Here is a 14270-nt window from a genome sequence, read left to right as displayed (position 1 = left end):
TTTAAACTCCGGATTCGCGAAAATGGATGTCGCTGACCGCACGCAGTCGTTCAGCCGCTTGTTCTGCCGTCAGGTCGCGCTGGGTTTCTGCCAGCATTTCATAACCGACCATAAATTTACGCACGGTCGCGGAACGCAGCAGCGGCGGGTAAAAGTGTGCGTGCAACTGCCAGTGTTGGTTTTCTTCACCGTTAAACGGTGCGCCGTGCCAGCCCATAGAATAGGGGAATGAGCACTGGAACAGGTTGTCATAACGACTGGTCAGTTTTTTCAACGCCAGCGCCAGGTCAGCACGCTGTTCGTCGGTCAAATCGGTAATTCGCAACACATGCGCTTTCGGCAGCAGCAGCGTTTCGAACGGCCACGCGGCCCAGTAAGGGACAACCGCCAGCCAGTGCTCGGTTTCTACGACCGTACGGCTGCCGTCCGCCAGCTCACGCTGGACGTAATCAACGAGCATCGGTGCGCCTTGTTCGGCGAAGTACGCTTTCTGCAGGCGATCTTCACGTTCGGCTTCGTTAGGCAAAAAGCTGTTGGCCCAAATTTGTCCGTGTGGGTGCGGGTTTGAGCACCCCATAGCTGCGCCTTTATTCTCAAATACCTGCACCCAGGGATAGGTTTTGCCTAAGTCTTCAGTCTGTTCCTGCCACGTTTTCACAATTTCTGTTAGCGCAGGGACGCTGAGTTCCGGCAGCGTTTTGCTGTGATCGGGCGAGAAGCAAATTACACGGCTGGTACCGCGCGCGCTCTGGCATCGCATTAACGGATCGTGACTGTCCGGCGCGTCCGGGGTATCGGACATCAGCGCCGCAAAGTCATTGGTAAAGACATAGGTCCCGGTGTAATCCGGGTTTTTGTCGCCGGTAACGCGCGTATTGCCAGCGCACAGGAAGCAGTCCGGGTCATGTGCAGGCAGTACCTGCTTAGACGGAGTTTCCTGCGCCCCTTGCCACGGGCGTTTGGCGCGATGTGGTGATACGAGGATCCACTGCCCGGTGAGCGGGTTAAAACGGCGATGTGGATGATCGACAGGATTGAATTGCGTCATGATTGGTCCTTAATCCGAATATCCCTGCGGGTGGCGTGACTGCCAGTGCCAGGTATCTTGTGCCATTTCATCCAGTGTGCGGGTCACGCGCCAGTTGAGCTCGCGATCGGCTTTGCTGGCGTCAGCCCAGTAGGCCGGAAGATCGCCATCACGGCGCGGGGCGAAATGGTAATTCACCGGTTTACCGCAAGCTTTGCTGAAGGCGTTGACCACGTCCAGCACGCTGCTGCCGATGCCTGCACCGAGGTTGTAAATATGTACGCCCTGTTTGCCCGCCAGTTTTTCCATGGCAGCAACATGGCCGTCGGCGAGATCCATCACGTGGATGTAGTCGCGTACGCCGGTGCCATCTTCAGTAGGGTAGTCATTGCCAAATATTGCAAGAGATTCGCGACGGCCAACGGCAACCTGCGCGATGTAAGGCATCAGGTTGTTTGGAATACCTTGCGGATCTTCCCCCATATCTCCCGATGGATGAGCGCCAACCGGGTTAAAGTAGCGCAGCAGGGCAATGCTCCAGTCGGGCTGCGCTTTTTGCAGATCGGTCAGGATCTGTTCCACCATCAGCTTGCTTTTGCCGTACGGACTTTGCGGCGTGCCGGTGGGGAAGCTTTCAACGTAAGGAATTTGCGGCTGATCGCCATAGACGGTCGCGGAGGAGCTGAAAATGAAGTTTTTCACGTTGGCAGCGCGCATTGCATTCACCAGACGCAGAGTGCCGTTGACGTTGTTGTCATAGTACTCCAGCGGCTTGGCAACGGATTCTCCAACGGCTTTTAAACCGGCAAAATGGATGACCGTATCAATGGCATGATCGTGCAGAATTTCGGTTATCAGCGCTTCGTTACGGATGTCTCCTTCCACGAAGGTCGGATGCTTGCCGCCTAAACGCTCAATGACGGGCAGTACGCTACGCTTGCTGTTGCAGAGATTATCCAGGATCACCACTTCGTGACCGTTTTTCAGCAACTGCACGCAAGTGTGGCTTCCAATGTAACCGCTACCACCTGTAACCAATACTCTCATAATTCGCTCCGTTAAGCCTATGGTATGCAATAACCATAGCATAACAAAGATGCGAAAAGTGTGACACGGAATAAATTAGTGGAATCGTTTACACTCCAGTGTTTTCACTCTATGCTGCCAGTTACTTTATTATAAATCATTATGTTAGGTTGTTATTTCAGCACTTGTCTGAAAAAAAGCAGAAAAAAGGGCGTGATAAACGCCCTGGCATGAAAATTAACGCAGAGAGGTTTGTCGATAGGCGTAGATATCACCCTCGGGTACAAACTCTAGCCGATGGGTAATGCAGGCCGGGGCATCTTCGGCGTGATGAGAGACAAACAAAAGCTGAGTTTCACCTTCACCGATCAGGACATCCACAAACCGACGGATCAGTTGACGGTTGAGCGGATCTAATCCTTGCAACGGTTCATCGAGGATCAGCAACGTAGGATGTTTCACCAGTGCACGAACAATCAATGCCAGCCGCTGCTGCCCCCAGGAAAGACTATGAAATGGCGCATCCGCGGTACGTTTATCGATGCCCAGAATATCCAGCCACTGTTGTACCAGCTTGTGCTGTCTGTCGGAGACGGCCTGATAAATGCCGATTGAATCGAAATAACCGGAGAGAATAACGTTGCGAACTGTCGTACTTACCCGGTAATCCAGATGCAGGCTGCTGCTGACATAGCCAATGTGTTTTTTGATATCCCAGATAGTTTCACCGCTGCCCCGGCGGCGGCCAAACAGGGTCAGGTCGTTGCTATATCCTTGGGGATGATCGCCGGTGATTAAACTGAGCAGGGTTGATTTCCCCGCACCGTTGGGGCCGATGATTTGCCAGTGTTCCCCCGGATTTACCCGCCAGCTCAGATGATGCAGGATAGGGCGATCGTTATACGAGACGGTGCCGTCGTTAAGCACAATGCGCGGCTCGTTATCTGACAGCGTGTGGCGCACCGAAGGCTCATCCGGTTCGGGTAACTGGATGCCTTCCAGCCGTTCGCTATGGGCAAGCTGAGCGATTAATGCCTGTTGCAGAAGGTCGGGTTTTGCACCGGTTTCCGTCAGCGTGCAGTCGGCAAGTACGCCGGCAAACTGCACGAACTCAGGAATTTCATCAAAGCGATTAAGCACCAGTACCAACGTTAAACCGGCCTGGTGCAACTCAGCGAGCAACTCTGCAAACTGGCGACGGGACGCCACGTCCAGCCCGTCAAAGGGTTCATCAAGGATCAGCAAATCCGGTGTGGACATTAATGCCTGGCAGAGCAGGGTTTTGCGCGTTTCACCGGTGGAAAGGTATTTGAAACGCCTGTTAAGTAGGGATGAAATGCCAAACTGCTGCGCCAGCGCAGCGCAGCGGGCGGGGTCGTGGACTTCGTCCTGAATGATTTCTGCGGTCGTGCGCCCGGTGTCGTCTTCACCGGGACTAAGAAGATCGGTGTTGTTTCGCTGCCACTCGTCGCTGACCAGCTTTTGTAGCTGCTCAAAGGAGAGTCGGGTAATACGCGTAAACTGACAGTGACGTTCGCCTTTCAGGAGCGGTAACTCGCCCGCCAGCGCGCGGGCCAGCGCAGATTTCCCGCTGCCGTTAGAGCCAACAAACGCCCAGCTATCACCCGCGTTTAACGTCAACGCATCTAACTGGAGCGTTTTTGTGTCGCTAAGACGAAACGTGCCTTGCGAAATTTGCAATGATGACATTTTGTATCCCATTATTTGCAGCGATGAATAACAGGGATACGTGTTCTTCAGGCTGATGTCAATTAACTCAGCACAGTGTGGCGATAATCACCCTGTCCGCATTAAAATATGCTGTGACGTTAGCGCCTTCCGTTAATGTGTGGGTCTGCTCTATCGGCAAAGTCGCGCACAGCGTCTGGCCGTCTGGCAAGGTCATCAACACTTCGCACTGCTCCGCTCCGCGTTCGATATGGCTGATTGTGCCCTGCAACTGGTTATCGGCGGCCTGAGCGATGGTGTCGTCCTGAGTGATTCCTACCCACGGCGCTTTCAACAGAATCAGTACTTCTTTGCCTTCCTCAAGCCCGAGACGCTCGCCGCTTTGTGCAGTGATTGCCACTTTCAGGCGCGTTTCGCCATCCGCCAGCAGCACGTCGACATGCTGTTGAACCTGATCGTGGTCGCGGGCGGTAATGGTGCCAAACCACTGGTTACGGGCGCTGGTTTGCAGCGAAAAGCGAGAGATCGCCGCCAGCAGGCTATTGAGCGGCAGTGCGTCGTCATCGCTCAAAACATCGAAGGCTTTCTGTTGGATTTGCGCTAATAAATCATACAGCTGGATTAAGCGTTGGCCGTAGCGCGTTAATACCGCGCCGCCGCCGCCTTTGCCGCCAGTGGCGCGCTCAACCAGCGTCTGCTCGCTGAGCTGATTCATTTCGTTAATCGCATCCCAGGCGCTTTTATAGCTGATACCTGCGTCCTTCGCGCCCTGACTGATGGAGCCGGAAAGCGCAATGTGCTTAAGCAGAGAAATGCGACGGGGATCGGCAAACAGTTTTTGCTGAAGTTTCAGCGTAAGAAGGATTTCGGCCTGCATCACAAGCTCCTGGCAAAAGGGGTATTGTGACGGAAAACCGCGCGCGCGCAAAGCCAACCGCACAAAAGGGGAGTGCTTTTCTGTGTTATGTGGTTAGAATACAACTAAGGACTATATCTGGAGTTGACCATGTTAGAGTTATTGAAAAGTCTGGTATTCGCCGTAATTATGGTTCCTGTGGTGATGGCTGTCATCCTGGGGCTGATTTACGGACTGGGTGAAGTGTTCAACATCTTCTCCTCTATCGGTCAGAAAGACCAGTCCAGACAGAATCATTGATTCCCCAAACGCCCGCTCAGTCGGGCGTTTATATTTTTTGCCTGCCAACTCGTTTTCTCAAGATCTTGCTTTCCCTGCCGATATTTTCTTTGTGTAACCTCTAATTGGTATCAATAACCACTGGGAAAATCCTGGTTTACTCGTTATATTTGCGCCTACATAACGAAACGCAAAGGAGTTACAGATGGCACGTACATGGTTACGCTTGTCTGCAGGGGCAACACTTTCTCTTACCGTTGCCGGACATGCGCTGGCGGATGAAGGAAAGATTACCGTTTTTGCAGCGGCTTCGCTGACCAATGCGATGCAGGACATTGCAACGCAATATAAAAAAGAGAAGAACGTTGATGTTGTCTCCTCTTTTGCTTCTTCTTCCACACTGGCGCGTCAGATTGAAGCAGGCGCACCGGCCGATCTGTTTATTTCTGCCGATCAGAAATGGATGGACTACGCGGTAGACAAGAAGTCGATTGATACCGCATCGCGTGAAACGCTGTTGGGTAACAGTCTGGTGGTGGTTGCGCCGAAAGCCAGCGCGCAGAAAGACTTCACCATTGACAGCAAAACCAACTGGACCAGTCTGTTGAATGGTGGACGCCTGGCTGTTGGCGATCCAGAACATGTTCCGGCGGGCATTTATGCCAAAGAAGCGCTGCAAAAACTGGGGGCATGGGATACCCTTGCCCCGAAACTGGCTCCTGCTGAAGACGTGCGCGGTGCGCTGGCGCTGGTAGAGCGTAACGAAGCGCCGCTGGGGATCGTGTATGGTTCCGATGCTGTCGCCAGTAAGGGCGTAAAAGTTGTTGCGACTTTCCCGGAAGATTCGCACAAAAAAGTGGAATACCCTATCGCGATTGTTGATGGGCACAAAAACGCAACGGTTAGCGCGTTCTATGATTACCTGAAAGGACCGCAGGCTGCTGAAATCTTTAAACGTTATGGATTTACGACCAAGTAATGATACTGACCGATCCTGAATGGCAGGCCGTCATCCTGAGCCTGAAAGTTTCTTCCCTGGCTGTGTTGTTTAGTTTACCGTTTGGGATCTTCTTTGCCTGGCTGCTTGTGCGATGCAAGTTCCCGGGCAAAGCGCTGCTCGACAGCGTTCTGCATTTGCCGCTGGTTCTGCCGCCGGTCGTGGTGGGCTATCTGCTGTTGGTCGCCATGGGGCGGCGCGGATTCATTGGCGAATGGTTGTACGACTGGTTTGGCATTACCTTTGCCTTTAGCTGGCGCGGTGCGGTACTGGCTGCGGCGGTGATGTCTTTTCCTCTGATGGTACGGGCAATTCGTCTGGCGCTGGAAGGTGTCGACGTCAAGCTGGAGCAGGCGGCCCGCACGCTGGGAGCCGGACGCTGGCGTGTATTCATGACCATTACGCTACCGCTGATGCTGCCCGGCATTATTGTCGGTACGGTGCTGGCGTTCGCGCGTTCCCTCGGGGAATTCGGCGCAACCATTACTTTTGTTTCCAACATTCCTGGTGAAACCCGCACCATTCCTTCGGCGATGTATACCCTGATCCAGACTCCCGGCGGCGAAAGCGCGGCGGCGAGGTTGTGTATCATTTCTATTGTTTTAGCGCTGATTTCGCTGCTGATTTCTGAATGGCTGGCGCGTATTAGCCGTGAGCGGACGGGGCGATAATTATGCTGGAACTCAATTTCTCCCAGACGCTGGGGACGCATTGCCTGACGCTCAACGAAACGCTGCCAGCCAGCGGCATCACCGCTATTTTTGGCGTTTCCGGCGCGGGCAAAACCTCACTGATTAACGCCATCAGCGGCCTGACGCAGCCGCAGTCCGGACGTATCGTGCTCAACGGTCGGGTCTTAAACGACGTCGAGAACGGTATCTGTTTAACGCCGGAAAAACGCCGGGTGGGCTATGTTTTCCAGGATGCGCGCCTGTTCCCGCACTATAAAGTGCGCGGCAACCTGCGTTACGGAATGGCGAAAAGCATGGCCGGACAATTTGATAAGCTGGTGGCGCTGTTGGGCATTGAACCGCTGCTTGACCGTCTGCCTGGCGGTCTTTCTGGCGGTGAAAAGCAGCGTGTTGCCATCGGTCGGGCGCTGCTGACCGCGCCTGAGTTATTGCTGCTTGATGAGCCGTTAGCCTCACTGGATATACCGCGTAAACGCGAACTGCTGCCTTACCTGCAACGCCTTGCACGTGAAATCAATATTCCGATGCTGTATGTCAGCCACTCGCTTGATGAGATTTTGCACCTGGCGGATAAAGTGATGGTGCTGGAGAACGGGCAGGTCAAAGCGTTTGGTTCGCTGGAAGATGTCTGGGGTAGCAGCGTGATGCACCCCTGGCTGCCTAAGGAACAGCAAAGCAGTATTCTGAAAGTCAGCGTGCTGGAACATCATCCACACTATGCGATGACCGCGCTGGCGCTCGGCGATCAGCATCTGTGGGTCAATAAGCTGGAGCAACCGCTGCAAACCGCGCTGCGTATTCGTATTCAGGCATCTGATGTTTCACTGGTGCTCCAACCCCCCCAGCAGACCAGTATTCGTAACGTTCTCCGGGCAAAAGTCGCGCAATGTTATGACGATAACGGTCAGGTGGAAGTTCAGCTTGAGGTGGGCGGTAAAACGCTGTGGGCAAGGATCAGCCCGTGGGCCAGGGATGAACTGGGTATCAAACCTGGCCTGTGGCTGTACGCGCAAATTAAGAGCGTATCGATTACCGCCTGATTACAGCAGGTGGGAGTAGATAAATTTCGCAATGCTGTCTGTGGTGTTGTCACCAATCACGATGTTGGCGCGGGCTTTGACCGCGTCATCCGCGTTGCCCATCGCCACCCCGGTACCTGCGGCTTCCAGCATGCTGATGTCGTTAAAGTTATCGCCAAAGGCAATCACGTTTTCCATTGACCCGCCCTGTGCTTCAATCCACTGGGTCAGGCGTCGTCCTTTGCTGTTGCCTTTTCGGGCAATGTCGACCTGATCGTGCCAGGACCATTCACACTCCAGCCCCAGCTGTTGCTCGACGTGCCGACCAAACTGCTGCAATTTCGGAATATCTTCGTCGGTCAGGGCAAATTTCCAGACGGCGTTAACGTCATGCGCGGCCTGCGCCAGCGAAGGAACCTGGGTGAAGGTCGGGCGCTGTTCCGGCGGCAGAGTTTGTGCCCAGTTAGCGGTACGCACCACATGCCCGGTTGGGCGCTCATACAGCATGGCCTCATCCACATACATCAGCCCGTGGATCTGATGTTCATCCAGCATTTCGATCAGCTGTAATGCCTGGTCTACCGGGAGGGGATCGGATTCCAGTACCTTTTTTGCCTGATAATCATACAAGTAGGTACCGTTACAGCAAATTGCAGGTGTATCCAGCGCCAGTGCCTGATAAAAAGGATGAATAGCAACGTGATGGCGACCTGTGACAATGATAAGTTGGTAGCCTGCTTCTCTGGCGCGCGAGAGCGCTTCGAGAGAGGATGGCAGCAAGGTTTTTTTCGGGGTCAACAGGGTACCGTCTAAATCCAGGGCAATCACGCGTGCGGTCATAGTTTTTTCCAGATTAAGGTTGAGAATTTTGTCTGCTGGAATGGTACACCGAGACGGGAGCCGGACAAAATTCTGAGCCTTAATTAAGCATTCACCGTTAAAAGCGTCTACCTTAGGCGTGTGTCAGGCAATTGCAGCCACCTGCCAAAAAGCAAAGGAGTATTCATGAAGCAAACCGTTTATACCGCCAGCCCTGAAAGTCAGCAAATCCACGTCTGGAGCCTGAATCACGATGGTTCTCTGACGCTGACGCAGGTGGTTGATGTACCGGGTCAGGTACAGCCGATGGTCGTCAGCCCGGATAAGCGTTACCTCTATGTTGGTGTGCGCCCGGAGTTTCGCGTGTTGGCTTATCGTATTGCGCCTGATGACGGAGCGCTGACCTTCGCGGCAGAGTCAGCGCTGCCGGGTAGCCCGACGCATATTTCTACCGATCATCAGGGACGTTTCGTGTTCGTTGGCTCTTATAACGCGGGTAGCGTGAGTGTCACGCGTCTGGAAGATGGCCTGCCGGTGGAACTGGTTGACGTGGTAGAAGGTCTGGATGGTTGCCACTCAGCCAACATCTCTCCGGATAACCGTACCCTTTGGGTTCCGGCGTTGAAACAGGATCGTATCTGCCTGTTTGACGTTAGCGATGATGGCCATCTGGTTGCGCAGGAACCGGCTGAAGTGACTACCGTTGAAGGCGCAGGCCCGCGTCATATGGCGTTCCATCCGAATAAGCAATATGCCTACTGCGTGAACGAGCTGAATAGCTCTGTTGATGTCTGGGAGCTGAAAGATCCGTACGGCAAGATTGAGTGTGTGCAGACGCTGGATATGATGCCTGCTGATTTCGCGGATACCCGTTGGGCAGCAGATATTCACATCACACCGGATGGTCGTCATCTGTATGCCTGTGATCGCACCGCCAGCCTGATTACGGTCTTTAGCGTCTCTGAGGATGGCAGCGTGTTGACCAAAGAAGGTTTCCAACCTACCGAAACTCAGCCACGCGGTTTTAATATCGATAACAGAGGTAAATACCTGATTGCAGCCGGACAAAAATCGCACCATATCGCGGTATACGAGATTGCTGGCGAACAAGGACTGTTGACGGAGAAAGGTCGTTACGCGGTAGGACAAGGCCCGATGTGGGTGGTTGTTAACGCGTACTAATATTGCGTCTAATGCCGGATGAGTATCCGGCACATTGCCCGGCAGAGCATGAATCTGCCGGGTTTACATCAGAGAATGACGTTTACTGCTTAGGTTCAGCAACCACTTTGCTACCGATACCGCGGTTGTTGTATTCCCACATACGGTTGAAGTTGGTGTCGTTCAGGTTACGCTGGATTTCACCTTTGTCATCTTCCGCACCGGTATTACCGGCAAACGGGCGTTTTGCGATAACGCTGTCAGCCCATGGTTTTGCCATGTTAAAGCCTTCGTTAATCACGCTGTCACGAATCACGACCTGACCGTTAGTGTTGGAATCGACATCCAGCGAGCGGCCTAACTGCGCCACGCCATCGCCACTTGCCGTGAAGCGGCTATTAATCGCCAGGAAACCGTAGTAGATGTTTGACAGGGTAGCCGGTGCGAACACATAGGCTTCCTGCTGGGTACGGGAGTTCACTACGCGGAAATCGGTGTTATCGAACACTACGGCACCGCGACCGGAAACGATATCCACATCGCCTTCAATGTAGCTGTTGGTAACCAGCGTACGCGGCTGACGATCGTTTTCCAGACGGTTTTGTACGCCGCTATTGGTCACGAAGAAGGTATTCTGGCGGCCCAGGATATTGACCTTGTTGATCTGCACTTTATCGCCATCGGTACGCAGTGCAACGGCCGGGTGGTTACCCGCATCAACGCTGTCACCCAGGTTGTTTTCGATGGTCAGGTTCTGCAATTGCAGACCGTTATTTTGCGACCAGACGACAGCAGAACACATCACGCCAATATTCGTGCCGCGTTTGTTCTGGCAATTATCAAACATATACCACGCAGGTTTACCCGGCATGTATTTACCGGCTGGGTTCACCGTACGACGCCAGTCCGCGGTGCTCATGTCACCGTCAATGGCCTGGCCAATTTTCACATCAAGCGGTTTTTCGCCCATGCCGTACAGCGTCAGGCTACCTGTTGCTGCCGGGATATATACCGTGCCCTGGTATTCGCCTGGCATAATCGCGATGTACTGACGTTTGTTAGTACGTTTGATGATTGCTGCATCAACAGCGGCTTGAATGCTGGTATGGGTGACGCCCTGAGTCCCTGCCGGGCCAACGACGAAGTCAGGCTGTGCAGGCAGAGAAATAGAAGAAGGGCTCCACGGCGCGGTGTTTGGCGTCAGCGCGGAAAAATAGTGCGCAGTAACGAAGTTTTTCGCTTCATTGGCCGACAAAATCGGGCGCGAAGAGGTTCCTGGCGCGGTTTGATCGGAAGGAATTTGATCGGGCGGCGTAGAGCTACAGGCGGTCAGCGTCACGCCAAAAGCCATTGCCAGCGCCAGACGGGAAACTGATGATATGTTCACAGGTTGCTCCGGGCTTTGAAAGTTATCCATTAAAGCCTGCTTTTTTATACTAAGTTGAGCGAAACGGGAAGGCGAAAAGGTAAAAAGTTGTTTTTTATCGCAGCAATGTCTGGCGCGGAGAGTCTTTATATCACAAATAGATAACAATTATGGTTCTTCAGGTTGACAACATCCCTATAATCAAAAATAAATGTCTATACAACCTATGACAAGTGGTGAGTCGAATGCAGCAATTCTTCCCTGATGATGTTATCTGGCGCAATGTTCGTCTGGCGACTATGGACCCTGAACGTGGTACCCCATATGGGCTGTTGGATGGTCACGCGCTGATCGTCCGCCAGGGCAAGATTCGCGATATCGTCCCGGAATCATCGTTATATCTCACGCATGACAATACTCTTGATATGCAGGGCAGGCTGATTACGCCTGGCCTGATTGATTGCCATACGCATCTGGTCTTTGGCGGAAACCGCGCAGGTGAGTGGGAGCAGCGGCTAAATGGTGTCTCCTACCAGCAGATAAGCGCTCAGGGTGGGGGGATCAATGCCACCGTATCGGCGACCCGCAGCGCCACGGATGAACAACTCTTACACGTAGCCCATCAGCGGATGGAACAGCTGATCAAAGAAGGTGTTACGCTGCTGGAAATAAAATCTGGCTACGGCCTGGATTTGCCGACAGAAGAGAAAATATTGCGCGTGGTGAAAGCGCTGGCGGCAGAGAATATCGTTGAAATCAGCCCGACGCTGTTGGCTGCGCATGCAACTCCAGCGGAATACCAGGATGATCCTGACGGCTATATTACGCTGGTGTGTGAGACCATTATGCCGCAATTGTGGGAACAAGGGCTGTTTGAGACCGTCGATCTGTTCTGTGAAAGCGTTGGTTTTTCGTTGGCGCAGAGCGAGCGGGTGTTTCAGGCTGCACAGGCGCTGGACATCCCGATTAAAGGCCATGTCGAACAACTGTCATTGCTTGGCGGCGCACAGTTGGTAAGCCGCTACCACGGACTATCCGCCGATCATATTGAATACCTCGATGAAGCGGGCGTGGCGGCGATGAGCCAAAGCGGTACGGTCGGCGTGCTGCTGCCCGGCGCATTCTATTTCCTCAAAGAGCAGCAGCGCCCACCGGTAGCGTTGCTGCGTCAATATCAGGTACCGATGGCGGTAGCGACAGATTTTAACCCCGGTACCAGTCCGTTTATCAGCCTGCACTGGGCGATGAATATGGCCTGCGTTCAGTTTGGCCTAACGCCGGAAGAAGCATGGGCGGGCGTAACCCGTCATGCGGCCCGGGCGCTGGGGCGTCATGCCACCCACGGTCAATTGAAGGCCGGGTTTGTGGCCGATTTTGTGGTGTGGGATGCAACCCTCCCGGTCGAGATCCTGTATGAACCCGGGCGCAATCCGCTCTACCAACGCGTATTCAAAGGACAAATAGCATGACCAACTGGCAACCAGCCTCACCTGCGCTGTGGCAGGGACGTGATGACCGCGCCGAATCGCCGAATGCGCTGCGCCTGTTTCAGACTATCACGCAAAGTCTGACGTTTAGCCCAGAAATGTACCGCGAGCAGATAGCGTTGCTCGGGTTTGCCTGCGACGAAGGCGTTAAACGCAATCAGGGGCGCACGGGCGCCGCGGGAGCGTCCGATGTGTTGCGAAAGGCGTTGGCGAATTTAGCCAGCCACGATGGGCACAATCGACTGGTGGATCTGGGAAATATTGTGGCGCAGGCTCCCGATCTTGAGGGCGCGCAGCAGGCGTTACGCAATGCGGTACAGCGCTGTCAGCACGAGAACATGCGTACCTTTGTTTTGGGCGGGGGACACGAAACTGCCTTTGCGCACGGCGCGGGCGTACTGGATGCGTTCCCGCAGGCGAAAGTGGGGATAGTCAACTTCGATGCGCATCTCGATTTGCGCAAAGCTGAACAAGCTACATCCGGTACGCCATTTCGCCAGCTGGCGCAGCTTTGCGATGAACAGCAGCGTGAATTTCACTATGCCTGTATCGGCGTTAGTCGGGCGGCAAACACCCAGGCGTTGTGGGATGAGGCCCAGCGGCTCGGTGTTACCGTGGTGGAGGATCTGCATTGTGATACGGCGCAGGCGCAGTTAGCGCAGTTCATTGCCAATCTGGATGTCATCTATCTGACAATCGACCTCGACGTGCTGCCGGTGTGGGAAATGCCCGGCGTGTCGGCCCCCGCCGCGCTTGGCGTACCGTTGGCGACGCTGCTGAGACTGATTGAGCCTCTGTGTCGTAGCGGTAAACTCCTGGCGGTGGATATGGTTGAATTTAATCCACGCTTTGACGATGATGGCAGAGCAGCACGCGTGGCGGCGCGATTAGGCTGGCAAATCGCCCACTGGTGGCACTGATATACCTGATGGCGTTGCGCTTATCAGGCTCGGGTAATGCCTGTAAACTCTACCCACTCATATTTTCAGCTTAAGGAAGGCTCACGTATGCTCCCATCCCGTTCTGCTCCGGCTCCTTTTTACGAAAAGGTCAAACAGGAGATCAGCGAAAAAATTGCCAGCGGTATCTGGCAGCCTCACGATCGCATTCCTTCTGAGGCAGAGCTGGTGGCGCAGTATGGTTTCAGCCGCATGACCATCAACCGGGCGCTACGTGAGTTAACGGATGAAGGTTTACTGGTGCGTTTGCAGGGCGTGGGGACGTTTGTCGCCGAGCCCAAAGGTCAGTCCGCGCTGTTTGAAATCCGCAGCATCGCGGATGAAATCAACGCCCGTCAGCATCAGCACCGGTGCGAAGTGCTGACGCTGGAAAAAACCCAGGCCAACGCGCAGCAGGCTTTGGTGTTAAACGTCAAAGAAGGCACCTCCATTTTTCACTCTGTCATGGTTCATTACGAGAACGATCTGCCGGTACAGATTGAAGATCGCTGTGTGAATGCCGAAATTGTGCCGGAGTATCTGGCTCAGGATTACAGTCAGACCACGCCGCACGCATACCTGTCACTGATCGCCCCGCTGACGGAAGGTGAACATATTGTTGAAGCGGTACGTGCCAGCGCTGAAGAGTGCGCGCTGCTGAATATCAAAGAACACGATCCCTGCCTGCTGATCCGCCGTAAGACCTGGTCTGCGTCGTCCATAGTCTCTCATGCCCGCTTGCTGTTCCCGGGTTCCCGCTATCGCCTGCAAGGACGGTTTATGTCCTGATGTCGGGATATCAAAACCGTGATTGCTGACGCAATATAATAAAAATGTATCTTAATTGTTAAAATCATCCTTGCGATGACTTGTATAGACAAGTATATATTTCTTATCTATCCGACGTTCGCGAG

14 protein-coding genes are annotated in these 14270 nt (G+C 53.9%); 8 read left to right on the top strand and 6 right to left on the bottom strand.

Annotated features, from left to right (window positions below; translation table 11 throughout):
* Window position 1: 1 nt before the first annotated feature.
* From galT to modE, 4 genes are all read right to left on the bottom strand, one after another.
* Window positions 2-1048, bottom strand: coding sequence for a galactose-1-phosphate uridylyltransferase (galT, locus tag OGY17_RS05145; RefSeq protein ID WP_032942745.1), 1047 nt, complete (start codon window positions 1046-1048; stop codon window positions 2-4).
* Between the two features lie 9 nt (window positions 1049-1057).
* Window positions 1058-2074, bottom strand: a complete 1017-nt coding sequence (galE, locus tag OGY17_RS05140; RefSeq protein ID WP_003831462.1) for a UDP-glucose 4-epimerase GalE — start codon at window positions 2072-2074, stop codon at window positions 1058-1060.
* Window positions 2075-2290: 216 nt separating this feature from the next.
* Window positions 2291-3763, bottom strand: a complete 1473-nt coding sequence (gene modF, locus OGY17_RS05135) for a molybdate ABC transporter ATP-binding protein ModF (RefSeq protein WP_149607113.1) — start codon at window positions 3761-3763, stop codon at window positions 2291-2293.
* Window positions 3764-3830: 67 nt separating this feature from the next.
* Entirely contained in the window at window positions 3831-4619 is a 789-nt protein-coding gene (modE, locus tag OGY17_RS05130) for a molybdenum-dependent transcriptional regulator (protein WP_234102605.1), read from the bottom strand.
* Window positions 4620-4748: 129 nt separating this feature from the next.
* Here modE and OGY17_RS05125 point away from each other — a divergent pair, with 129 nt between their 5' ends.
* From OGY17_RS05125 to modC, 4 genes are all read left to right on the top strand, one after another.
* The gene (locus OGY17_RS05125; protein ID WP_020996536.1) at window positions 4749-4898 is read left to right on the top strand and encodes an AcrZ family multidrug efflux pump-associated protein; all 150 of its coding nucleotides are present in this window, start codon (window positions 4749-4751) and stop codon (window positions 4896-4898) included.
* Between the two features lie 184 nt (window positions 4899-5082).
* Entirely contained in the window at window positions 5083-5856 is a 774-nt protein-coding gene (gene modA, locus OGY17_RS05120) for a molybdate ABC transporter substrate-binding protein (protein ID WP_286606551.1), read from the top strand.
* Window positions 5856-6545: a molybdate ABC transporter permease subunit gene (gene modB / locus OGY17_RS05115; RefSeq protein ID WP_008784169.1), complete on the top strand. Its 690-nt coding sequence runs from the start codon at window positions 5856-5858 to the stop codon at window positions 6543-6545. The genes modA and modB overlap by 1 nt, the downstream gene beginning before the upstream one ends.
* Window positions 6546-6547: 2 nt before the next feature.
* On the top strand, window positions 6548-7606 hold the full coding sequence (modC, locus tag OGY17_RS05110) for a molybdenum ABC transporter ATP-binding protein ModC (RefSeq protein ID WP_003831474.1): 1059 nt from the start codon (window positions 6548-6550) through the stop codon (window positions 7604-7606).
* Here modC and OGY17_RS05105 read toward each other — a convergent pair whose 3' ends face one another.
* A complete protein-coding gene (locus tag OGY17_RS05105) occupies window positions 7607-8425 on the bottom strand; it encodes a pyridoxal phosphatase (RefSeq protein WP_008784170.1) in 819 nt (272 codons plus the stop codon). It abuts the gene before it with no gap.
* 165 nt (window positions 8426-8590) lie between these two features.
* On the opposite strand from OGY17_RS05105, the gene pgl reads away from it, so the two are divergent.
* Window positions 8591-9586, top strand: a complete 996-nt coding sequence (pgl, locus tag OGY17_RS05100) for a 6-phosphogluconolactonase (RefSeq protein ID WP_020996535.1) — start codon at window positions 8591-8593, stop codon at window positions 9584-9586.
* Window positions 9587-9668: 82 nt separating this feature from the next.
* Here pgl and OGY17_RS05095 read toward each other — a convergent pair whose 3' ends face one another.
* Window positions 9669-10952: a putative acyl-CoA thioester hydrolase gene (locus OGY17_RS05095; protein ID WP_060683743.1), complete on the bottom strand. Its 1284-nt coding sequence runs from the start codon at window positions 10950-10952 to the stop codon at window positions 9669-9671.
* Between the two features lie 224 nt (window positions 10953-11176).
* On the opposite strand from OGY17_RS05095, the gene hutI reads away from it, so the two are divergent.
* From hutI to OGY17_RS05080, 3 genes are all read left to right on the top strand, one after another.
* A complete protein-coding gene (hutI, locus tag OGY17_RS05090; protein WP_286606548.1) occupies window positions 11177-12400 on the top strand; it encodes an imidazolonepropionase in 1224 nt (407 codons plus the stop codon).
* Complete coding sequence (gene hutG / locus OGY17_RS05085) at window positions 12397-13338, top strand: formimidoylglutamase (protein ID WP_286606546.1); 942 nt, start codon at window positions 12397-12399, stop codon at window positions 13336-13338. Before hutI ends, hutG begins: the two co-directional genes overlap by 4 nt.
* Window positions 13339-13425: 87 nt before the next feature.
* Window positions 13426-14145 (top strand): histidine utilization repressor, encoded by a 720-nt coding sequence (locus OGY17_RS05080; RefSeq protein WP_003831502.1) that lies wholly within the window; start codon window positions 13426-13428, stop codon window positions 14143-14145.
* The last annotated feature ends 125 nt before the right edge of the window (window positions 14146-14270 follow it).

Origin of the sequence: Citrobacter sp. Cpo126 (assembly GCF_030332445.1) — a bacterium.
Lineage (GTDB): Bacteria > Pseudomonadota > Gammaproteobacteria > Enterobacterales > Enterobacteriaceae > Citrobacter > Citrobacter portucalensis.
This window is presented reverse-complemented; position numbering and strand designations above follow the sequence as displayed.